This is a genomic window from Lysinibacillus fusiformis, from assembly GCF_002845985.1.
Taxonomy (GTDB): domain Bacteria; phylum Bacillota; class Bacilli; order Bacillales_A; family Planococcaceae; genus Lysinibacillus; species Lysinibacillus fusiformis_D.
In genome coordinates this window covers 135,924-157,059 of record NZ_PDFK01000008.1, presented here as the reverse complement: position 1 = coordinate 157,059, position 21,136 = coordinate 135,924, and the positions used below count along the sequence as shown (strand labels likewise).

Sequence of the window (21,136 nt, the reverse complement as noted above, 5' to 3'; positions counted from 1 at the left end):
TGGCTTGGGTGAAGGACCGTAATTTCTTGGATACCGTTATGGAGTTCGAACAACAGCTCGAAGCAATGCAGGAGCAATTTGGTGCATTGAAACAATTTGTAGCGTTAATGATGGAAGAGCATAAGGCGCTTGAAACAGAAAATCATCATCTTCGTACACGTCTGGAAGAACTACTTTCTAATACAAACTCCGTACAAGCTGCTGAAGTAAAGAAAGAGAGTCCTCTAGATATAGGTGAAGGTTATGATAACCTAGCTCGCTTATACCAGGAAGGCTTCCACGTTTGTCATGTTCATTTTGGAAGTTCACGTAAAGGTGAAGATTGTCTGTTTTGTCTATCATTTTTAAATAAACAAAATGTGTAATAGAAGGCTGATTCCCACTACGGTGGTATCAGTCTTTTGTTTTGTAGCGTAGGAGGAATAAGCATGGAAAAATGGTTAAAGGATGATGAGCGATTAGACTATTTATTGGCGGAGAATTTGCGTATTATTCAAAGTCCCTCCGTCTTTTCGTTTTCGTTAGACGCAGTGTTGCTTTCAAAGTTTGTCAATATTCCCTATCATAAGGGAAAAATTGTTGATTTATGCTCAGGAAATGGCGTAATTCCTCTCTTTTTAAGTGCACGTACAAAAGGGGAAATTACGGGAGTTGAGATTCAGCCCCGTTTATTTGATATGGCAGAGAGAAGCATCCATTACAATCAACTGGAAAACCAAATTCAAATGATTCTTGGTGATGTAAAAGAAATACCAAAACACTTAGGCATAGAACAGTATGATGTTGTTACCTGCAATCCTCCCTATTTTTTAGCACATGAAGCAAGTGATAAAAATCTCAGTGAACATCATGCCATTGCACGACATGAATTATATTTAACATTAGAAGAAGCCATCCAATCTGCAAGTAAATTATTAAAGCAAGGTGGCAAGGCGGCATTTGTCCATCGTCCAGGTCGATTATTAGATATTGTTACAGCTATGCGAGCAAATCGCTTAGAGCCCAAACGGATGCAACTCATTTATCCGAAAGAAGGCAAAGAAGCCAATACATTATTAATAGAAGGAATAAAAGATGGAAAACCAGATTTAAAAATCTTGCCACCCTTGTATGTCTATGATGGCAATAACGAATATACAGCAGAAGTGAGAGACATTCTTTATGGAAAAGAGCAGTAATCACTACTTTTATGTGCTAGAGTGTGCGGATCAAACCCTTTATGCAGGGTATACAAATAATATAGAAAAGCGTGTTGCTGTACATAACGCTGGTAAAGGGGCAAAATATACAAGAGCTAGAGGCCCAGTGAAATGTATTTATAAAGAAATGTTTGAGACAAAGCAAGAAGCAATGCGTGCTGAATATGCTTTTAAGCAATTAACAAGAATGCAGAAAATAAACTATATAAGGAGGGGTGAATCATGAAATCACAAAAAAGTACAATACACGATCTGACAGGTTGTTTATATCTGGTAGGAACGCCTATTGGAAATCTAGAGGATATGAGTGTACGTGCACTTCGCATTTTAAAAGAAGCCGATATTATTGCGGCAGAAGATACTAGAAATACAAAGAAGCTATGTAATTACTTTGATATCGAAACACCATTAATCAGTTACCATGAACATAATTTAGCAGTAGGTGGCGAAAAATTATTATCTATGCTTCACGAAGGGAAAACAATTGCATTAGTAAGTGATGCAGGTTTACCTTGTATTTCTGATCCAGGTGCGGACATAGTTGAAAAAGCAATTGCTCAAAACTTTCCAGTTGTACCAGTGCCAGGTCCCAATGCTGCGATTTCAGCATTAATTGCCTCTGGATTAACACCACAGCCATTTTTCTTTTATGGGTTTTTGAATCGTGGAAAAAAAGATCGACGCCAGCAGTTAGAGCAATTAAAAAGACGTCAAGAAACTATCTTATTATATGAGGCACCTCATCGCTTAAAAGATACATTAAAGGATATGGAAGCAATACTCGGAAACCGTCGCGTTGTCCTCGCGCGTGAGCTGACAAAGAAATTTGAAGAATTTTTACGCGGCACATTGGCTGAAGCTGTAGAATGGTCGCAAACCCAGGAGATTCGTGGAGAGTTTTGTATTGTTCTTGAAGGCAATAGCTCTGCCGAAGAGGAAGATGAACATGCAAAAGCCTATTGGGAGACAATGTCCATTATTGAACATGTTGATTTCATCATGGATCAATCGAATATAACATCAAAAGAAGCCATTAAGGAAGTAGCCAAGTTGAGACAAGTAGCTAAAAGAGATGTTTATAATGAATATCATAGTCAATAATAGTAAAGAGTTACCTTACTAAGGTAGCTCTTTATTTGATTTTAAATTGATAATAACTGTAAATAATAGTACCCTTAAATAGAAAGGTCTGACATGGACATTATAAGGGGTTTAGAAATTGGGTATAGTAAATTATATAAATAGAAACACCTAAATCATTGTATTTGATTTAGGTGAGCAATCAATTATTTTTTTAAATTAGATTGGATTTCTTTTACTAACATTTCAGCGCCTTCTGGACTTAAAATTAATTTGCCTCCAACTAGACGGAAGTTATCATCGGAAACTTCACCAGTAACAGCACATGTCATATTAGGCATATATTTTTTTAAGATGATTTTATCGTCATCCACATAGATTTCTAAAGCGTCCTTTTCAGCAATACCTAGCGTACGGCGTAACTCGATAGGAATTACTACACGACCTAACTCATCGACTTTACGAACAATCCCTGTTGATTTCATAATAGATTTCCTCCTAATTATTAAAAGTTATATTGGTATTTCGTCAAATTTCGACATAATTTCCTTGTCTGATAGTTATCATACCAAGTAATGCCATAAACGTCAATTAATTAATACACTAATATTATGCTTTCTAAAAAATTTTTTTGAGAAGAATGCAGTTATTTTATTCATTTTAAAAGGTTTTTAATAAATATTTTCAACAATAGTAAAAAAGATTCTTTTTTAAGTCATTTAATGGATTCAATATATTATTCGACAATTTTCGCATATGATAAACTTTCATTGAAACGAATTTGGTACTTCGTTAGAATAGAAAGTATATTGTAAAACAATGGAGGCAGTTCTTGTGAGTGAAAAACAAAAAACATTCTATATAACAACACCCATTTACTATCCAAGTGGGAAATTTCATATTGGTACGGCATATACAACCGTTGCATCTGATACTATTGCACGCTATAAACGTTTACGTGGTTATGATGTTCGTTTTTTAACAGGAATGGACGAACATGGGCAAAAAATACAAGAAAAAGCAGCCGAAGCGGGGAAACACCCTCAAGATTATGTAAATGAAATTGCAGATGCTGCGAAAAAGCTTTGGTCTTTAATGGATATTTCTTATGATGATTTTATACAGACGACGCAAGAGCGACATACGAAAGCTGTCGAAAAGATTTTCCAAAAGTTTTTAGATAATGGTGATATTTATAAAGGCGAATATGAAGGCTGGTATTGTACACCATGTGAGTCATTCTTTACAGAAACTCAATTAGTTGATGGGAACTGTCCCGACTGTGGTCGACCAGTACACAAAGTAAAAGAAGAATCGTACTTCTTTAATATGAAGAAATACGCAGATCGTTTATTAACTTATTATGAAGAAAACCTAGAATTCATTGAGCCAGAATCACGAAAAAATGAAATGATTAATAACTTCATTAAACCAGGGCTAGAAGATTTATCAGTATCAAGAACGTCCTTCGATTGGGGAATTAAAGTACCTGGGGATCCAAAGCATGTCATTTATGTATGGGTGGATGCATTAACGAATTATATTACAGCTCTAGGGTACCTGTCCGACGATGAAACACTATTCAACAAGTACTGGCCAGCAGACGTACATGTAGTAGGGAAAGATATTGTGCGCTTCCATACAATTTATTGGCCAATTTTCTTAATGGCGTTAGATTTACCATTACCGAAAAAAGTATTTGCACATGGTTTTATTATGATGAAAGACGGTAAAATGTCTAAATCAAAAGGCAATGTCATTTATCCAGAAATGTTAATCGAACGTTATGGCCTAGATGCGACACGTTACTTCCTTTTACGTGAATTACCATTCGGCTCTGATGGTGTATTTTCGCCAGAATCATTTATTGAACGTACAAACTTTGATTTGGCGAACGATTTAGGAAATTTACTAAATCGAACTATTTCAATGATTAATAAATATTTTGATGGTATTATTCCTACAGAAAATCTTCAATCGACAGAATTTGATGCAGCATTAAAAGAGCAAGCTGAGTCGGTGCGTATTAAATATGAAGAAAGTATGGAAAAAATGCAATTTAGTGTTGTTCTTGCTGACTTATGGACACTGGTGTCGCGTACTAATAAATATATAGATGAGACACAGCCTTGGGTGTTAGCAAAAGAAGAGTCAGATAAGCCAAAATTAGGAGCCGTTATGCGAAATTTGGCAGAGAGCTTACACCAAATTGCTGTCATGTTACAACCATTTATGACAACAACACCGAAACGTATGATCGATCAGTTAGGTTTAGATGACAAATTCTTAGCATGGGATACAATTGAAACATTCGGCAATACTATTCCAACAAACATTAAAGTGGTAGAAAAAGGGATACCAATTTTCCCACGCTTGGAAAATGAAGTTGAAATTGCTTATATTCGTGAGGAAATGCGTGGCTCTGTGAAAACACCACAAGAAGAAGAGACTAAAAAGACTCCAGAGACTGACGAAAACCCAGAAATTCCTGAAATTACCATTGATGATTTTATGAAAATTGATTTGCGTGTGGCGACTGTTACGGCATGTGAAACTGTTCCAAAAGCAGATAAATTATTAAAGCTTCAAGTGGATCTTGGATATGAGCAACGCCAAGTAGTTTCAGGTATTGCAAAATTCTATACACCTGATGAATTAATCGGTCAAAAAGTGATTGTCGTAGCAAACTTGAAGCCAGTTAAACTACGTGGTGAATTATCACAAGGAATGATTCTAGCTGGTGAAAAAGATGGAATTTTAAAATTAGCATCAGTTGATCCAAAACTAGAAAATGGTGCAAAAGTAAAGTAACAATCTAAGAAAGGCCTGCTGAATACATATTATTCAGCAGGCTTTTCAAATCTGTTAGAGAAATTAGGTTATTGTTATTTTGAAATAATTTATATGGTGTGAAAAATGTGATTTTATGGGTATATAGAATCATTGCAAGTATTGTCGATTAAGTGGAATGTCACAATACCGAATGGTTTGTAACAAAATTGTAATGCTTACGAAAAATATGAAATAATAAATTTTAATAAAATCGATGTTAGGAGAATGAAGATGTTTATTGATACACATGTACATTTGAATGCAGATCAGTATGAGGAAGACCTTCAAGAGGTAATTGATAGAGCCCTTGAAGCTAGAGTAGAGAAAATGGTTGTTATTGGTTTTGACCGTAAAACCATTAATAGAACAATGCAATTAATAGAGCAATATGATTTTGTTTATGGTGTCATTGGCTGGCATCCAGTAGACGCTATTGATTGTACGCAACAAGATTTAGATTGGATTGAGGAATTAGCTGCACATCCAAAAATAGTTGGCATTGGTGAAACAGGTTTGGACTATTATTGGGATAAGTCACCAAAAGAAGTTCAACAAGCACTTTTCCGCAAGCAAATTCAATTAGCGCAAAAGTTAGGTTTGCCAATCATTATTCATAACAGGGATGCAACAGGGGATGTTGTACAAATTTTGCGTGAAGAAAACGCAGCATCCATAGGGGGTGTTATGCACTGCTTTAGTGGGAGTGTAGAAACAGCACGTGAATGTATAGCTATGAATTTTATGATTAGTCTTGGTGGACCAGTGACATTCAAAAATGCACGTCTGCCAAAGGAAGTGGCTACGGAAATACCTCTAGAGCACTTGATGATTGAAACAGATGCACCATATTTGGCGCCACATCCACATCGAGGTAAGCGTAATGAACCAAGCTTTGTGCCCTTAGTTGCGGAGGAAATTGCGCGATTGAAGGGGTTAACAATTGAGGAAATTGCACAAGCAACTACCGCCAATGCGAAAAAATTTTTTGGGATTGACAATTAACTAGCTTAGATGCCTCCAATACAGGGTTTGTGGTTGGCAAAAACATAGAAGTCAATTTTCAGAGAAATACTTTCGGGTTGACAGTGCCAAAACTAGTCCGTATAATCCAACCTTGTATTAAGGAGGCGTTTTTTCATGTCAAATAATTCCATGAAAAACTTGTTCTTAGGATCATTGAGGAGTAAGCAAGCAGTGATAAGAATTATTTCACTTGTCCTGTTTGTATCTGTAATCTCTTTCGTACTTTATCAAGGTACGAAAAAAGCCGTAACGCTTGAAGCAAACGGAGAAACAATCGAAGTTTCAACACATGCCAAAACTGTAGAACAATTATTACAAGATCGAAATATAGATGTAGCAGCGCATGATAAAATATCACCCTCTCTGAACACCAAAATTGTTAATGGATTAGCAATTCAATGGGAACAGGCAAAAGAAGTAACTATTTCAGTTGATGGAAATCAGTCAAAAGTTTGGACAACTGAAACACTAGTGAAAGACATTTTGAAGGAAGCAAATATTGAAGTATCTGAACACGACTCTTTAGCACAAGGTCTAGATACTGAACTAGGAGCAGAGAACAAAATCGATATTCAAAAAGCGTTTCAAGTAGCGCTTGTCGATGGCGTAAACAAAAGACAAGTATGGTCCACTTCGACTACGGTCGCTAACTTTTTAAAACAACAAGGAATTCAGTTAAATGAATTCGATCGTGTCGAAAATAACCTGGAGGACGTTATTACTCCACAGAGTAAAATCGCAGTAGTTCGCGTAGAAAAGGTTATCGATGTAGTGGAAGACTCTTTAGATTTCGCAGTTGAAAAGAAGCAGGATGCTTCATTGCAAAAGGGGAAACAAAAGGTAGTGGCAACGGGCGAGAAGGGCTCAATTTCTCGTACGTATGAAGTTGTCAAAGAAAATGGCAAGGTTGTAGCTAAAAACCTACAAGCAGAGGCAGTTTTAAAAGAGCCAAAAAAACAAGTCGTTGCAGTTGGCACAAAAACAGTCGTTGCAAGTGCAGCAACTGTGTCACGTGGTTCAGCAGAGCCAGCTAGTGGTAAAGAATTCTATGTAACGGCAACAGCTTATACACCATATTGCAACGGTTGTACTGGTACATCAGCAACTGGTATAAACTTGCGTTCAAATTCTGGTATGAAGGTAATCGCAGTTGACCCTTCTGTTATTAAATTAGGCTCAAAAGTATGGGTTGAAGGCTATGGTACAGCTATCGCTGGAGATACTGGTGGCTCAATTAAGGGTAATAAGATCGATATACTTGTACAAACAGATGCTCAGGCACGTAACTGGGGACGTAAGAAAGTGCGTATTAAAGTATTAAATTAAAAAAATTGTAAAATTAATCAAAATGTTATTTCACTAATGGAGCTTTCCTGTTTTGACTGGCAGGGAGGCTTTTTTTGTTTTAACAACTGTTTAAACAGTAAGTACAACAAACGCCCCTTGAAAGAAAGCGTTGGAATGCTAATTATTAGCAATGTTTGACGGTACGTTCGCTAGAAGGCTCGTTCAAACCCTGTATTTCTGTACAAACGGTATCTTGCAGTTGTAAAATGGTCAGAAGATAAGGTAGATAGAAAAGAGGAGTCTTTTTGCAAATAAAAGAAATCATTGTCGTTGAAGGAAAAGATGATACGACAGCTATTAAGCGTGCCGTACAAGCAGATACTATAGAAACAAATGGATCTGCTATCTCTGAAGAAACATTGAAGCGAATCCAACATGCTCAAGAAAAGCGTGGTGTTATTGTATTTACGGATCCTGACTACCCAGGACGTCGAATACGTGCCATTATTGAAGAGCGTGTTCAAGGAGTGAAACATGCCTTTTTACCAAAAGCCAAAACAATTGCGAAGAATGGTAAAGGCTTGGGGATTGAGCATGCAGCTGACGATGATATACGGGAAGCATTACGACATGTCTATACCCCTAAACAAGATGTGCCAAATGAAGATGATATTACACTGGAAGATTTAATGACAGCGCGTTTGATTGGCTATCCACAATCAAAACAGCGACGTGATCGACTGGGAGAAATTTTAAATATTGGTGCTACAAACGGTAAACAGCTTCATAAAAGGTTAAAAATGTTTCAGATTACAGAACAGCAATTTGGTGCGGCGGTCGCACAGTTAGATCAGGAGGAAAATGATGCATAAGGATATTGCAACACCAATTCGTACACAGGAAATTTTAAAAAAGTATGGATTTTCATTTAAAAAAAGCTTAGGACAAAACTTTTTAATTGATCCTAATATTTTACGAAATATTGTAAGTCACGCAAATTTAACGGAAAATAGTGGCGCAATTGAAGTTGGTCCTGGTATTGGTGCCCTAACAGAGCATTTGGCGAGAAGTGCCAAAAAGGTTGTTTCCTTTGAAATTGATCAACGTTTATTACCTGTGCTAGAAGACACACTTAGTCCATATAATAATGTGTCTATTATCCACTCTGACATTCTTAAAGCAGATGTTGCAAAGATTATTGCGGAGGAAATGCCAGGTATTGAAGATATTATGGTCGTTGCCAATCTACCGTATTATGTTACTACCCCAATCTTAATGAAATTGCTAAATGACCGATTACCAATCCGAGGTTTTGTTGTCATGATGCAAAAAGAGGTGGCTGATCGTATAACGGCTAAGCCTGGAACGAAGGAATATGGTTCATTATCTATTGCGATTCAGTATTATGTTAAGGCTGATATTGCTATGACTGTACCAAAAACAGTGTTTATGCCACAACCAAATGTCGATTCAGCGGTTATTCGGCTCATCAAGCATGACGAGCCACCAGTAAAAGTAATAGATGAGGATTTTTTATTTGTTGTGACTCGAGCATCTTTTGTTCAAAGAAGAAAAACAATCTACAATAATCTGCAAGCTGGTTTACCAAATGGGAAGGCACAAAAGGAACAAATTTTACAGGCATTAGAGGCAGCTACAATTGAGCCAACTCGTCGAGGAGAAACACTTACTATTCAAGAGTTTGGAAAATTAGCCGATGCACTATATCCTGTGTTTGCAAAGTAAGAATTTTTGTTAACATTTTTTCATGGATGTAAAAAAATATATGCTTTTTATAAAAAATAAGTTGACAAGATTTATAATGGGCTGATAAAATATTATATTTTGTTGACATTTTTGGGCGATTCGCTTATACTAGTTAGTAGTGAGGTGTAAGCGAAAATGCCAAAAACTTTAGCGGACATTAAAAAGTCGTTGGATTGTCATTTGGGTAAACGTTTGCAATTAAAAGCAAATGGTGGTCGCAAGAAAACGGTTGAGTGTGCAGGGATATTACGTGAGACATATCGCGCTATCTTTGTAGTAGAGCTCGATCAAGAAGACAATACGTGCAAGCGCGTATCGTATAGCTACACAGATATTTTAACTGAAGCAGTAGAGATTACATTTTTAGACGAAGCAAAAGCTGCTGTCGCAAAATAGTTTCTAGTACTTATTTCTATATTTTAGAAACACTCATGTATGTTAAAAACTACATGAGTGTTTTGCGTTTTCACGGGCATACTAAATTCGTCAGTTGTTAAAGGAGGAGTTTATATGCCTAGAAAAGGTATCATGTCACCTCGATTAAAAGAAGAGATCGCAAAAGAGCTTGGATTTTATGATGTTGTGCAAAAGGAAGGCTGGGGCGGCATAAAAGCTCGAGATGCTGGTAATATGGTCAAACGTGCCATAGAAATGGCTGAACGGGCAAGTAATGAGCAAGAGCATAAGTAGGCTATTTTTATTAAAGTAGTCATCTTATAAAGTTTCATTCAGCAAGGATAAAAATCCTTACTGACACAACAAATACAACTGACGAGAGAGAGCCGTTACTCCGAACAGGGTAAACGGTTCTTTTTTTCCATTTTCGCATTCTCATTATGGTAAAATAAAATGAATAATCTTGCGCGAAAAAAAGAACTGTTTATACGTGTAGCTATAAGGGAGGAAGAAAGATGCTTTATGTAAAGGCGCCTGCAAAAATCAATTTAACATTAGATGTACTTTATAAAAGGCCAGATAATTTTCACGAAGTAGAGATGGTTATGACAACTGTCGATTTAGCTGATCGTATCAGTCTTGAATCTCGAGAAGACGGTGTTATTCAAATTATTTCAACAGATAATTTTGTACCAAATGATCATCGTAATTTTGCGTATCAGGCAGCGCGTCTCATTAAAGATACATACGGCATTAGGCAAGGTGTATCCATTACTATTGAAAAGGAAATACCCATTGCGGCTGGACTTGCAGGTGGCAGTAGTGATGCAGCAGCTACATTAAAGGGACTAAATGAGCTTTGGGATTTAGGGTTATCGATAGATGAATTAGCGGAGCTGGGTGCTAAAATTGGCTCGGATGTTTCGTTTTGTGTCTATGGTGGCACAGCACTCGCTACAGGCCGTGGAGAAAAAATAGCTGAATTACCAGCCCCTCCAAACTGTTGGGTTGTATTAGCAAAGCCTAAAATTGGCGTGTCAACGGCTGAGGTATATGGGGGTCTTAAGGTTGAAGGGTTGAAACATCCAAATACCAAGCAAATGATACAAGCGATAGAAACAAAAGATTATGAGCTATTATGTTCTTCATTAGGAAATGTTTTGGAAACTGTAACATTTAACTTACATCCAGAAGTTGTGATGTTAAAAGAACAAATGAAACGCTTTGGTGCAGATGCTACGTTAATGAGTGGAAGCGGCCCGACTGTGTTTGGACTAGTTGATAGTGAAGCTCGTGTTAGTCGCATTTATAATGGTTTACGTGGTTTTTGTGAGGAAGTTTATGCAGTGCGAATTTTAGGTGAGCGGAATACGCTTGCTTAGAAACGCAAATTTGTGTTAATTTTACCTATAAATATTCGTGTTTAGGAGAGGGTCGCATGAAATGGAAGCGTAGTGAACGACTAGTTGATATGACGTACTACTTACTAGAACATCCACATCAGCTGATCCCGCTAACTTATTTTTCAGAACTATATCAATCTGCGAAGTCATCCATTAGTGAGGATTTAACGATTGTAAAGGAAACATTCGAAGAAAAAGGAATCGGGTTATTGATGACAGTGCCAGGTGCTGCTGGAGGAGTAAAGTATATTCCGAAGATGTCCGAGGCAGAAGTACGTTTAGTCATTCAGGATTTAAAGGCAGAGCTTGAACATTCAGATCGATTGTTACCAGGCGGTTACTTATTTATGACAGATTTGCTAGGAAACCCAGATTTAATAAATCGTGTAGGAAAGGTCTTTGCTTCTGCCTTTGCAGATCAACAAATTGATGTCATAATGACTGTAGCAACTAAGGGGATATCCATTGCCCATGCCATTGCAAGACATTTAAATGTACCAGTAGTAGTTGTGAGAAGAGACAGTAAAGTAACTGAGGGCTCTACAGTTAGCATTAACTATGTGTCTGGTTCTTCCAGAAGAATTCAGACAATGGTATTATCAAAAAGAAGCATGAAGAGTGGACAACGTGTGTTAATTACTGACGACTTTATGAAGGTCGGTGGTACTATGAACGGCATGAAAAATCTATTAGAGGAATTTGACTGTCAGCTAGCAGGCATCGCGGTGCTTGTGGAGGCTGAGCATGCGGACGAAACTTTAGTAGATGATTATTATTCACTTGTAAAGCTTCATGAAGTAAACGAAAAAGATCGTACAATTGCATTAAGTGAAGGTAACTATTTTTCTAAAAGGGGACATGACAAATGAAAGTAGTAGCAACAACAAATGCGCCAGCAGCAATCGGACCATATTCACAGGGGATTATTGTTAACGGTATGTTTTATAGCTCTGGTCAAATTCCATTAACAGCTACAGGTGAATTAGTGGAAGGCGATATTACTGCTCAAACAAATCAAGTGTTCGCTAATTTAAAAGCAGTTTTAGCGGAAGCTGGAACTTCTTTAGATCATGTTGTGAAAACAACGGTTTTTATGAAGGATATGAACGACTTTATCGCAATGAATGAGGTTTATGCAGGCCATTTTGGTGATCATAAACCAGCACGTTCAGCTGTAGAGGTAGCTCGTCTTCCGAAAGATGTAAAAGTAGAAATCGAAGTTATCGCAATCGTAAAATAAAATAATTCGTTAAGTTCCCTAAAAAGAAACGCTCTTCTTTTTAGGGAATTTTTTTAAGCTGACAAACAATTGTCAAAAATTCCGTATATAAGAAAAAATATTATTCTAATAAGTATTCAAATTTTTTAGAAAATTTGATAGACTATTAAAAGGAAAATATTCGGTAATTGAGGATATGATATTTTCATGAAGGCATCTAAGAAGAGAGGTGGTGAGAAAATGGAAGTTACTGATGTGAGATTACGTCGAGTACAGACGGATGGTCGCATGCGTGCGATTGCTTCCATTACACTTGACAATGAGTTTGTTGTTCATGATATTCGTGTAATTGATGGAAATACTGGTTTATTCGTAGCTATGCCAAGTAAACGAACACCGGATGGGGAGTTTAGAGATATTGCGCATCCAATTAATTCTGACACTCGAAATAAAATTCAAGAGATCATTTTAAACGCCTATCATAACTCTAGCGAAATAGAGGAAACGGGCAAAGAGGAAGAATTAGAGGGTATTGGTGTGTAATAAAAAGGGAATAAATACCTATTGAAGGATTTGCTACAAATTAATGTGTAGAAAATGAGGAAGAACTCTTCTAGTAGGAAGGGTTCTTTTTATTTTGATAAAAAGAGAATATGAGTAATTTTAGGATATACTTCATGACAATCGAGCATAAGGTGCAATGGATTTTGTAATTCATCTTTTTGTCAACTCTACATGCCTTGAAAATAGATGAATTTTGCTATATAGTCATAAGAGAAAATGAGCGTATTGGAGGACTTACAGATGAGCAATATTTTTGCTGTCATTTTGGCTGCAGGTCAAGGTACACGTATGAAGTCCAAATTATATAAAGTGCTCCATCCAGTATGTGGGAAACCAATGGTGCAACATGTGGTGGATCATATTCAAACGTTAGATGTAAATCGCATTGTAACGGTTGTTGGACATGGTGCAGAGAAAGTGCAACAACAGCTTGGAGATAAAAGCGAGTATGTTCTGCAGGCCGAACAGTTAGGTACAGCTCATGCTGTTCAACAAGCTGAGGCTATTTTAGGTAACGAAGAAGGAACTACATTAGTTGTATGTGGGGATACACCACTAATTCGTCCTGAAACAATGCAGGCTTTATTCGAACATCACCAAGCAAAGAATGCTAAAGCAACTATTTTAACAGCGATTGCGGAAAATCCAACTGGCTATGGTCGTATTTTACGTGGCGATAACGGACAGGTTGAGCAAATTGTTGAGCAAAAGGACGCTTCAGCAGAACAGCAATTAGTAAAAGAAATAAACACGGGCACATACTGCTTTGATAACAAATTATTATTTGAAACATTGAAGCTTGTGAAAAATGACAATGCACAAGGTGAATATTATTTACCGGATGTCATTGAAATTTTACAAAAGCAAGGTGATATTGTTGAAGCTTATGTCACTGATGATTTTGAAGAAACATTAGGTGTCAATGATCGTGTAGCTTTGTCACAAGCTGAGACATTAATGCGTACGAGAATCAATGAAAAACATATGCGTAATGGTGTCACAATTATACATCCTGAAACAACGCATATTAGCGCAGACGCAGTTATTGGGTGCGATACGGTTATTCAACCAGGCTCAATGATTGAAGGTGCCACTGTTATCGGTGAAGATTGCATAATTGGACCAAATACTCAAATTGTAGATAGTCGCATTGGTGACCGCACAACTGTACATTCTTCTGTTGTACGTGAAAGCGCTATTGCGGATGATACAGCTATTGGGCCATTTGCTCATATTCGACCACTTTCAGACATCGGTAGCCATGTGAAAATTGGTAACTTTGTAGAAGTGAAGAAAAGCAAGCTAGATAATGACACGAAAGTATCGCATTTAAGCTATATTGGTGATGCAGAAATAGGCAGTAACGTCAATATTGGCTGTGGTTCCATTACAGTAAATTATGATGGAAAAAACAAGTTCAAAACAATTATTGAAGATGATGTATTTGTAGGATGTAATACTAACTTAGTAGCACCAGTGAAAGTTGGAAAAGGTTCATTTATTGCAGCAGGTTCTACAATTACAAAAGAAGTTCCTGAAGACGCACTAGCAATAGCTCGTGCACGACAAGAAAACAAACCGAATTATGTAAGCAAATTAAATTCAAAATAATTATCAACTAAACAGGAGGCCATCATGCCGTATCATTATGCAAACTCACAATTAAAAATATTTTCACTTAATTCCAATAATCCATTAGCTCAAGAAATTGCGCAGGAAATGGGCGTTGAATTAGGTAAATCTTCTGTTAAGCACTTCAGCGATGGAGAAGTTCAAATTAGCATTGAAGAAAGTATTCGTGGTTGTGATGTGTTTATCGTGCAGTCTACTTCTGCACCAGTAAACGAACATTTAATGGAGCTTTTAATTATGGTAGATGCAGTTAAACGTGCGTCTGCTCGTACAGTAAACGTTGTAATGCCTTATTATGGTTATGCACGCCAAGACCGTAAAGCAAAGGCGCGTGAGCCAATTACAGCTAAATTAGTGGCTAACCTACTTGAGACTGCTGGTGCAACACGTGTTATCGTATTAGATTTACACGCACCTCAAATCCAAGGCTTCTTTGATATCTTAATTGACCACTTAATGGCGGTACCATTACTATCTGATTACTTCAAATCTAAAGGTATTCCAGATGATGAAATCGTGATTGTTTCACCAGACCATGGTGGGGTAACACGTGCTCGTAAAATGGCTGAACGATTAAAAGCACCGATTGCAATTATTGACAAACGTCGTCCGAAACCAAATGTTGCGGAAGTTATGAACATTGTTGGTAATGTTGATGGTAAAGTGGCAATCTTGATTGATGATATTATTGATACAGCAGGTACAATTACAATTGGTGCCGATGCTTTACGTGCTGCTGGCGCTAAAGAAGTTTATGCTTGCTGCTCACACCCTGTATTATCTGGCCCAGCGATTGAACGTATTGAAAACTCTTCTATTAAAGAATTAGTTGTGACAAATACAATTCAGTTGCCAGCAGAGAAAAAATCGCCTAAAATTACGGAGCTTTCTGTAGCTAAATTAATGGCTGATGCTATTTCTCGTGTTTATGAAAACAAATCTGTAAGTACTCTATTTGATTAATAAATATGGCGAGTTAAAGACAAATCTACCTTTTTGGGTGGATTTGTCTTTTTTATATTCATTTTTGTGAAGATGACGTAATAGATGAGTGCTTTTGGTGTGAATCATCTCACAAAGGGGTATAATAGATAATGTGTCTTAATAATATTTACTCTAAGTTAAAAAATAGAGCTAAATATTATCATAGCCTTCAACAAATACATTGTTGATAAGGCGTAAATAATTTTCTTGGAAGGGGAATAAAGAGGTATGAGTACAGTATTAAGTGTTACAAGGCGCGAAACTGGGCATCGTTCGACATTAACCCAACTTAGAAAAGGGGGAGCCATTCCTGCAGTTATTTACGGCTATAAGTTAGATTCAACCCCAATTTCTATTGCTGCAAAAGATTTTAAAAAATCCATTCAAAAAAATGGGCAAAATAGTGTGTTTTCACTAGAGTTAGAGGGGAAAAAAGTGAATGCTGTTGTGTCAGAGGTACAGCAATGTTCATTGAAAGATGAAGTAAATCATGTCGACTTTTTAGCTATTAATATGGCTGAAGAGTTAGAAGCTGATGTTCCGATTAAATTACTTGGTCAGTCAGTTGGAGTAAGTGAGGGCGGTATTTTAATGCAGCCTAACTTAGAATTGAAAGTGAAAGTAAAACCTGCGGCGTTACCTGAATCAATTGATGTTGATATTTCAGCATTGAAAATCGGGGAAACCCTAACGGTAGCAGATATTCGTGAAAAAATACCTGTTGAAATCATCAGTGAAGATGACTATATATTAGTAACCGTTGTGGCGCCTCCTTCTGTAGGGGAAGAGACTACAGAAAGTGTGGAAGAGCAAGTATAAAAGTAAATAATGGGTAAGGCTAATAAGGAGGCTACGGCTTTCTTATTAGCCTTTTTTTATGTCAGTAGGATTGTACAAAATGCTTTCTAGGTGTGCTATATGGTAAAATAATGACTATTAGATTGGAAAGAAGAGAGAGGTACTTATGAAAATTATCGTTGGATTAGGAAATCCAGGTAAACCTTATGAACATACAAGACATAATATTGGCTTTGATGTTATTGATGCATTAGCAGAAAAATGGGGAACACCTTTAACAAACTCGAAATTTAATGGGATGTATACAACTGTACATCGACCTGAGGGAAAGGTTCTACTTGTTAAACCTTTAACATATATGAATTTATCAGGGGAATGTGTCGGTCCCCTTATGGATTATTTTGATATTGATGTAGAAGATTTGATTGTTATTTATGATGACTTAGATTTAGAAACAGGTAAATTACGTCTGCGACAAAAAGGAAGTGCAGGTGGTCATAACGGCATTAAATCCTTAATTCAGCATCTTGGTACTCAGGAATTTAATCGTATCCGAGTAGGGATTAGCCGCCCGCCAGCTGGTATGAAGGTAGCAGACTATGTATTAGCAAGATTTTCAAAGGACGATCAAGGTCTTATTGAAGAAGCCATTGAAAATTCTGTAAATGCTGTTGAAGCATCTCTTTCAAAGCCATTTCTTGATGTGATGAATCACTTTAACGCTAGCAAATAGATGGAATGCCACTAATAAATTTCCGTTAAAGTCTTTGGATAATTGGACTGGTTTAAGGTGAATGACTACAGACCTTTTACTATCATGACAGCTGATGTTTGTAGTGATTAGTCTTTACTACAAGCAAAAATCAATTCTCTAATTTTCAAGTTATTGCAATGCGGATGCCATTGGAAAGTGCATAATCCGTTTTATAAATGTCTATACTTTAAGTAGAAAGCTGCTTAAAGGAGGATGATTTGGAGATGTCAGTTCGCTACCGATGTCGGCATTGTGAAGTAGAAATAGGGACACTACCATTTGATGCAGATGATACAATTCGAAAATTGCATATTTTTGAATTGGGAGAAGCAGATGATTATGTTGAGAAAGATCAACATGGACAAACGACTGTGCACTGCATTTGTGAGCAATGTGAGGATTCGCTGAAACAATATCCAGATTATCACGCACTCAATAAATGGATTCAATAATTGGAAGGATGCTTTGACGCACTTCATGTGTGTTCAAGGCTTTTTCCATTTTATAAAATAGCTGATAAGAAAGATAAATAAAATAGTACTAGAATAATAGCATTGAAAATTTAGAATTTTATGCTGAAAGGAGCTTTTGACTGTGGAGGTTTTACGACAGCTTGTGTCGCAGGATAAACATATTACATCATTTTTACAGGAGATTCAGAGCGGTCAAACTGCATCACAGCTTATTACTGGTTTAACAGGAAGCGCACGCCCCGTAATGGTCGATGCGTTATTTGAGCATGTGAAGAAGCCAATCTACATTGTTTCTCCTAATCTACTGCAGGCACAAAAGATGGTTGATGAGCTTGCTGGATTATTAGGTGAAGAGCATGTTCATTATTATCCAGCGGATGAGTTCATTGCAGCAGACCTTTCTGTTGCTTCACCAGAACTACGTGCGGAGCGAATTGCAACACTCGATTGCTTAGCTAGAGGTGAGAAGGCTGTCTACGTCATACCAGTGGCAGGTTTACGGAAAATAATGCAGCCTAAGGAACATTGGCTACAATATTTTTTACAAACAGCTGTAGGCGATGAGATTGAAATAGATACTTGGTTACAAACATTAGTTGAAATGGGCTATGTGCGTAATTCAATGGTAACGACACCTGGAGAATTTGCGTTGCGCGGAGGCATACTAGATATTTATCCACCTTATTTGGAAGCACCTATTCGAATTGAATTATTTGATACTGAGGTTGATTCCATACGAACATTTTCAGCAGATGATCAACGTTCGATTGATAAATTACAAAAGATTCGTATTCTTCCTGCTTCAGAGGTCATTCTAACTAAGTTAGAAAGGCAGGCATTAGCAGGCCGTTTAGAAGCGGCATTGGCTGCAAGCCTAAAGAAGGTAAAAAAGCAGGAGACAAAAGAACTTCTGTATCAATATATTCAATATGATATTGAATTGTTACAGCAAGGGAATTTACCCGACTACGTAAATAAATACGGCTCATTATTATACGATAAAACAGCTTATTTAGGAGATTATTTTGCACAAGATGGTATTGTGCTCTTTGACGAGCTTGGACGCATTCAGGAAGTGATGGATGCATGGGAACGTGAAGAGGATGAATGGTTTTTATCTTTAATTGAAGAAGGAAAAATGGTTCATGATGTCAAACCTGCCTTTACATTAAAAGAAATACAAGCAATGTTGTCACAACAGAAGCTATCATTTTCATTATTTTCAAGAACATTTGCTGGAATAACGTTTAATAAGACAACTAATTTCTCTTGTAAGCCAATGCAGCAATTTCACGGACAAATGTCATTGCTTCAAACTGAAGTCGAACGCTGGTTACTTGGTAAATTTACCGTACTGATTGTTGCAAGAGATAAAGAACGTGTTAAACGGGTTCAGCACATGCTTGGAGAATACGATATTCATACGGCTATTGGTGAACCAACAGAACCTGGTATTTATATAGTAGATGGTGGCTTGTCGAGTGGCTTTGAGTTGCCACTGCAACGTTTAGCAATTGTGACAGAAGACGAGCTTTTTAAACAGCAGGCAAAGAAAAAAGCACGTACACAAAAAATGACTAATGCTGAACGTATTAAAAGCTATACGGAAATTAAACCAGGTGATTATGTTGTACATGTTCATCATGGGATTGGTAAATATATTGGTGTAGAAACATTAGAGGTCAATGGTACACATAAGGATTATTTGCATATTCGCTATCGTGCAGACGATAAACTATACGTACCTGTAGAACAAATAGACTTAATCCAAAAATATGTGGCGTCAGAGGATCGTGAACCGAAGCTACATAAATTAGGTGGCGCTGAATGGAAAAAGGCTAAAGCGAAGGTATCTTCTGCTGTACAGGATATTGCCGACGATTTAATTAAGCTATATGCGAAGCGTGAAGCTGAGAAGGGGCATGCTTTTACACCTGATAATGATGACCAGCGTAATTTCGAGTCATTGTTCCCTTATGAGGAAACAGAGGATCAGCTACGTTCTATTGTAGAAGTGAAACGAGATATGGAGCGAGAACGCCCTATGGACCGTTTAGTGTGCGGTGATGTAGGCTATGGTAAAACCGAGGTAGCCATTCGTGCAGCATTTAAAGCTATTCAAGATGGTAAACAGGTTGCATTCCTCGTTCCTACAACGATTTTAGCCCAGCAGCATTATGAAACCATCCGTGAGCGCTTTCAGGATTTTGCCATTAATGTTGGCCTGTTATCTCGTTTCCGAACGAAAAAGGAGCAGTCTGCCACATTAAAAGGCTTAAAAGAGGGGCGCGTTGATATAGTTATAGGAACACATCGAATTTTATCTAAAGATTTAATTTTCCAAGATCTTGGTTTGTTAATTGTTGACGAAGAACAACGCTTTGGTGTGACACATAAGGAAAAAATTAAACAGCTAAAGACAAATGTTGATGTTTTAACTTTAACGGCAACTCCAATCCCGAGGACACTTCACATGTCAATGGTAGGAGTCCGAGATTTATCTGTTATTGAAACGCCACCAGCTAACCGATTCCCGGTTCAAACGTATGTGATGGAGCACAGTGGCGCATTAGTGCGAGAAGCTATTGAGCGGGAAATGGCGCGTGGCGGACAAGTGTTTTATTTATATAACCGAGTAGAAGATATGGCTCGAAAGGTTGAGGAGATTCAAGTGCTTGTCCCTGAAGCACGTATAGGCTTTGCGCATGGAAAAATGACAGAGTCAGAGCTGGAATCTGTGATTTTAGCCTTTTTAGAGGGTGACTATGATGTGCTTGTTACAACAACCATTATTGAGACAGGCGTCGATATACCAAATGTGAATACATTAATTGTTCATGATGCTGATCGCATGGGCTTAGCGCAGCTCTATCAATTACGTGGACGTGTTGGTCGCTCTAACAGGGTAGCCTATGCGTACTTTATGTACCAACGTGACAAAGTATTGACAGATGTAGCAGAACAACGATTGCAGGCAATTAAAGAATTTACTGAGCTAGGCTCCGGCTTTAAAATTGCTATGCGTGATTTATCTATTCGGGGAGCAGGTAACTTACTTGGTGCGCAGCAGCATGGCTTTATCGATTCAGTCGGCTTTGATTTATACTCACAAATGCTTCAGGATGCCATTGCTGAACGTCAAACAGGTGTGAAAAAAGAAGAAAAGCCAGATATAGAAATATTGCTAAGTGTTGATGCTTATATCCCTGATGCCTATATTCCAGATGGGTATCAAAAAATCCAAATGTATAAACGTATTAAGGCAATGGATCAGGTGGAGGAGTACGAAGAAATCATGGAGGAATTGGAGGATCGATTTGGCGATCTTCCAATAGAAACAGAGCGTCTACTACGAATAGCAAGAATGAAGGTTTGGGGCTTAGGTGCTGGAGTAGTATCTGTAAAGGAAAAGCAAAAAATTATTACTATCCTATTATCCGAACAGGGGACAGCCAATGTCGATGGCAGTAAGATTATTGAAGCGTCAATGAAGTTTGAGCGTGCTGTTGGCTTTGGTATGGATGGCATGCAGTTGAAATTAACAATCGATGAGCGTAAGAGCGGAAAATATCAACCCTTTGATATTTTGGAAGAGCTAATGCAAATTATCGATAAGGCAAAAAAATAGCAAAAGGCTAATCTTATCTTTTTATTGAAGAGATAAGATAGCCTTTTTATTTTTCCAGTTTTTTTTATGAATTGATTATAGAAATTTGTTCCTTGGG

The 21,136-nt window shown here is 37.4% G+C and carries 22 protein-coding genes; 21 read left to right on the top strand and 1 reads right to left on the bottom strand.

Annotated features, from left to right (window positions below):
• The first annotated feature begins 8 nt into the window (after positions 1 to 8).
• The 4 genes from yabA (at position 9) to rsmI (ending at position 2,300) form a co-directional block, all read left to right on the top strand.
• A complete protein-coding gene (yabA, locus tag CRI88_RS19745) occupies positions 9 to 365 on the top strand; it encodes a DNA replication initiation control protein YabA (RefSeq protein ID WP_004229222.1) in 357 nt (118 codons plus the stop codon).
• Between the two features lie 63 nt (positions 366 to 428).
• A complete protein-coding gene (locus CRI88_RS19740) occupies positions 429 to 1,178 on the top strand; it encodes a tRNA1(Val) (adenine(37)-N6)-methyltransferase (protein ID WP_036122296.1) in 750 nt (249 codons plus the stop codon).
• Positions 1,162 to 1,425, top strand: a complete 264-nt coding sequence (locus CRI88_RS19735) for a GIY-YIG nuclease family protein (RefSeq protein WP_036122300.1) — start codon at positions 1,162 to 1,164, stop codon at positions 1,423 to 1,425. Before CRI88_RS19740 ends, CRI88_RS19735 begins: the two co-directional genes overlap by 17 nt.
• Positions 1,422 to 2,300: a 16S rRNA (cytidine(1402)-2'-O)-methyltransferase gene (rsmI, locus tag CRI88_RS19730; RefSeq protein WP_058844484.1), complete on the top strand. Its 879-nt coding sequence runs from the start codon at positions 1,422 to 1,424 to the stop codon at positions 2,298 to 2,300. The genes CRI88_RS19735 and rsmI overlap by 4 nt, the downstream gene beginning before the upstream one ends.
• A gap of 185 nt (positions 2,301 to 2,485) precedes the next feature.
• On the opposite strand, the gene CRI88_RS19725 is transcribed toward rsmI, so the two are convergent.
• Positions 2,486 to 2,764: an AbrB/MazE/SpoVT family DNA-binding domain-containing protein gene (locus tag CRI88_RS19725; RefSeq protein ID WP_004229214.1), complete on the bottom strand. Its 279-nt coding sequence runs from the start codon at positions 2,762 to 2,764 to the stop codon at positions 2,486 to 2,488.
• 334 nt (positions 2,765 to 3,098) lie between these two features.
• On the opposite strand from CRI88_RS19725, the gene metG reads away from it, so the two are divergent.
• The 17 genes from metG (at position 3,099) to mfd (ending at position 21,039) form a co-directional block, all read left to right on the top strand.
• Positions 3,099 to 5,090 (top strand): methionine--tRNA ligase, encoded by a 1,992-nt coding sequence (gene metG, locus CRI88_RS19720; protein ID WP_058844485.1) that lies wholly within the window; start codon positions 3,099 to 3,101, stop codon positions 5,088 to 5,090.
• Positions 5,091 to 5,342: 252 nt separating this feature from the next.
• Complete coding sequence (locus CRI88_RS19715) at positions 5,343 to 6,113, top strand: TatD family hydrolase (RefSeq protein WP_058844486.1); 771 nt, start codon at positions 5,343 to 5,345, stop codon at positions 6,111 to 6,113.
• 135 nt (positions 6,114 to 6,248) lie between these two features.
• Positions 6,249 to 7,460, top strand: a complete 1,212-nt coding sequence (locus tag CRI88_RS19710; protein WP_036122310.1) for a G5 and 3D domain-containing protein — start codon at positions 6,249 to 6,251, stop codon at positions 7,458 to 7,460.
• A 266-nt stretch (positions 7,461 to 7,726) separates the two neighbouring features.
• The gene (gene rnmV, locus CRI88_RS19705; RefSeq protein WP_036122312.1) at positions 7,727 to 8,293 is read left to right on the top strand and encodes a ribonuclease M5; all 567 of its coding nucleotides are present in this window, start codon (positions 7,727 to 7,729) and stop codon (positions 8,291 to 8,293) included.
• Positions 8,286 to 9,167 carry a 16S rRNA (adenine(1518)-N(6)/adenine(1519)-N(6))-dimethyltransferase RsmA gene (gene rsmA / locus CRI88_RS19700; RefSeq protein WP_036122314.1) on the top strand — a complete coding sequence of 294 codons (882 nt, stop codon included), beginning with the start codon at positions 8,286 to 8,288 and terminating at the stop codon, positions 9,165 to 9,167. The genes rnmV and rsmA overlap by 8 nt, the downstream gene beginning before the upstream one ends.
• 156 nt (positions 9,168 to 9,323) lie before the next feature.
• On the top strand, positions 9,324 to 9,584 hold the full coding sequence (gene veg, locus CRI88_RS19695; protein WP_004229199.1) for a biofilm formation stimulator Veg: 261 nt from the start codon (positions 9,324 to 9,326) through the stop codon (positions 9,582 to 9,584).
• Between the two features lie 114 nt (positions 9,585 to 9,698).
• Positions 9,699 to 9,878, top strand: coding sequence for a small, acid-soluble spore protein, alpha/beta type (locus tag CRI88_RS19690; RefSeq protein ID WP_036122317.1), 180 nt, complete (start codon positions 9,699 to 9,701; stop codon positions 9,876 to 9,878).
• Positions 9,879 to 10,099: 221 nt separating this feature from the next.
• A complete protein-coding gene (gene ispE / locus CRI88_RS19685) occupies positions 10,100 to 10,966 on the top strand; it encodes a 4-(cytidine 5'-diphospho)-2-C-methyl-D-erythritol kinase (RefSeq protein WP_036122319.1) in 867 nt (288 codons plus the stop codon).
• Between the two features lie 56 nt (positions 10,967 to 11,022).
• A complete protein-coding gene (gene purR / locus CRI88_RS19680; protein WP_004229190.1) occupies positions 11,023 to 11,856 on the top strand; it encodes a pur operon repressor in 834 nt (277 codons plus the stop codon).
• A complete protein-coding gene (locus CRI88_RS19675; RefSeq protein ID WP_036122322.1) occupies positions 11,853 to 12,227 on the top strand; it encodes a RidA family protein in 375 nt (124 codons plus the stop codon). The genes purR and CRI88_RS19675 overlap by 4 nt, the downstream gene beginning before the upstream one ends.
• Positions 12,228 to 12,446: 219 nt before the next feature.
• A complete protein-coding gene (spoVG, locus tag CRI88_RS19670) occupies positions 12,447 to 12,749 on the top strand; it encodes a septation regulator SpoVG (protein WP_036122325.1) in 303 nt (100 codons plus the stop codon).
• Positions 12,750 to 13,010: 261 nt separating this feature from the next.
• Positions 13,011 to 14,381, top strand: a complete 1,371-nt coding sequence (gene glmU / locus CRI88_RS19665; protein ID WP_036122328.1) for a bifunctional UDP-N-acetylglucosamine diphosphorylase/glucosamine-1-phosphate N-acetyltransferase GlmU — start codon at positions 13,011 to 13,013, stop codon at positions 14,379 to 14,381.
• Positions 14,382 to 14,405: 24 nt separating this feature from the next.
• Positions 14,406 to 15,365 (top strand): ribose-phosphate diphosphokinase, encoded by a 960-nt coding sequence (locus tag CRI88_RS19660; protein ID WP_036122331.1) that lies wholly within the window; start codon positions 14,406 to 14,408, stop codon positions 15,363 to 15,365.
• 249 nt (positions 15,366 to 15,614) lie between these two features.
• Entirely contained in the window at positions 15,615 to 16,205 is a 591-nt protein-coding gene (locus CRI88_RS19655; RefSeq protein WP_036122334.1) for a 50S ribosomal protein L25/general stress protein Ctc, read from the top strand.
• 145 nt (positions 16,206 to 16,350) lie between these two features.
• Positions 16,351 to 16,917, top strand: coding sequence for an aminoacyl-tRNA hydrolase (gene pth / locus CRI88_RS19650; protein ID WP_036122336.1), 567 nt, complete (start codon positions 16,351 to 16,353; stop codon positions 16,915 to 16,917).
• A 245-nt stretch (positions 16,918 to 17,162) separates the two neighbouring features.
• Complete coding sequence (locus CRI88_RS19645; RefSeq protein WP_004229176.1) at positions 17,163 to 17,390, top strand: anti-sigma-F factor Fin; 228 nt, start codon at positions 17,163 to 17,165, stop codon at positions 17,388 to 17,390.
• A gap of 142 nt (positions 17,391 to 17,532) precedes the next feature.
• Positions 17,533 to 21,039 carry a transcription-repair coupling factor gene (gene mfd, locus CRI88_RS19640; protein WP_036122341.1) on the top strand — a complete coding sequence of 1,169 codons (3,507 nt, stop codon included), beginning with the start codon at positions 17,533 to 17,535 and terminating at the stop codon, positions 21,037 to 21,039.
• Positions 21,040 to 21,136 lie beyond the last annotated feature (97 nt).

Excerpts from the sequence above, each read along its gene's own strand:
- CRI88_RS19740 (WP_036122296.1), top strand. The coding sequence starts at position 429 with ATGGAAAAATGGTTAAAGGATGATGAGCGATTAGACTATTTATTGGCG.
- CRI88_RS19735 (WP_036122300.1), top strand. The coding sequence starts at position 1,162 with ATGGAAAAGAGCAGTAATCACTACTTTTATGTGCTAGAGTGTGCGGAT.
- rsmI (WP_058844484.1), top strand. The coding sequence starts at position 1,422 with ATGAAATCACAAAAAAGTACAATACACGATCTGACAGGTTGTTTATAT.
- CRI88_RS19725 (WP_004229214.1), bottom strand. The coding sequence starts at position 2,764 with ATGAAATCAACAGGGATTGTTCGTAAAGTCGATGAGTTAGGTCGTGTA.
- metG (WP_058844485.1), top strand. The coding sequence starts at position 3,099 with ATGGAGGCAGTTCTTGTGAGTGAAAAACAAAAAACATTCTATATAACA.
- CRI88_RS19715 (WP_058844486.1), top strand. The coding sequence starts at position 5,343 with ATGTTTATTGATACACATGTACATTTGAATGCAGATCAGTATGAGGAA.
- CRI88_RS19710 (WP_036122310.1), top strand. The coding sequence starts at position 6,249 with ATGTCAAATAATTCCATGAAAAACTTGTTCTTAGGATCATTGAGGAGT.
- rsmA (WP_036122314.1), top strand. The coding sequence starts at position 8,286 with ATGCATAAGGATATTGCAACACCAATTCGTACACAGGAAATTTTAAAA.
- veg (WP_004229199.1), top strand. The coding sequence starts at position 9,324 with ATGCCAAAAACTTTAGCGGACATTAAAAAGTCGTTGGATTGTCATTTG.
- CRI88_RS19690 (WP_036122317.1), top strand. The coding sequence starts at position 9,699 with ATGCCTAGAAAAGGTATCATGTCACCTCGATTAAAAGAAGAGATCGCA.
- ispE (WP_036122319.1), top strand. The coding sequence starts at position 10,100 with ATGCTTTATGTAAAGGCGCCTGCAAAAATCAATTTAACATTAGATGTA.
- purR (WP_004229190.1), top strand. The coding sequence starts at position 11,023 with ATGAAATGGAAGCGTAGTGAACGACTAGTTGATATGACGTACTACTTA.
- CRI88_RS19675 (WP_036122322.1), top strand. The coding sequence starts at position 11,853 with ATGAAAGTAGTAGCAACAACAAATGCGCCAGCAGCAATCGGACCATAT.
- spoVG (WP_036122325.1), top strand. The coding sequence starts at position 12,447 with ATGGAAGTTACTGATGTGAGATTACGTCGAGTACAGACGGATGGTCGC.
- glmU (WP_036122328.1), top strand. The coding sequence starts at position 13,011 with ATGAGCAATATTTTTGCTGTCATTTTGGCTGCAGGTCAAGGTACACGT.
- CRI88_RS19660 (WP_036122331.1), top strand. The coding sequence starts at position 14,406 with ATGCCGTATCATTATGCAAACTCACAATTAAAAATATTTTCACTTAAT.
- CRI88_RS19655 (WP_036122334.1), top strand. The coding sequence starts at position 15,615 with ATGAGTACAGTATTAAGTGTTACAAGGCGCGAAACTGGGCATCGTTCG.
- pth (WP_036122336.1), top strand. The coding sequence starts at position 16,351 with ATGAAAATTATCGTTGGATTAGGAAATCCAGGTAAACCTTATGAACAT.
- CRI88_RS19645 (WP_004229176.1), top strand. The coding sequence starts at position 17,163 with ATGTCAGTTCGCTACCGATGTCGGCATTGTGAAGTAGAAATAGGGACA.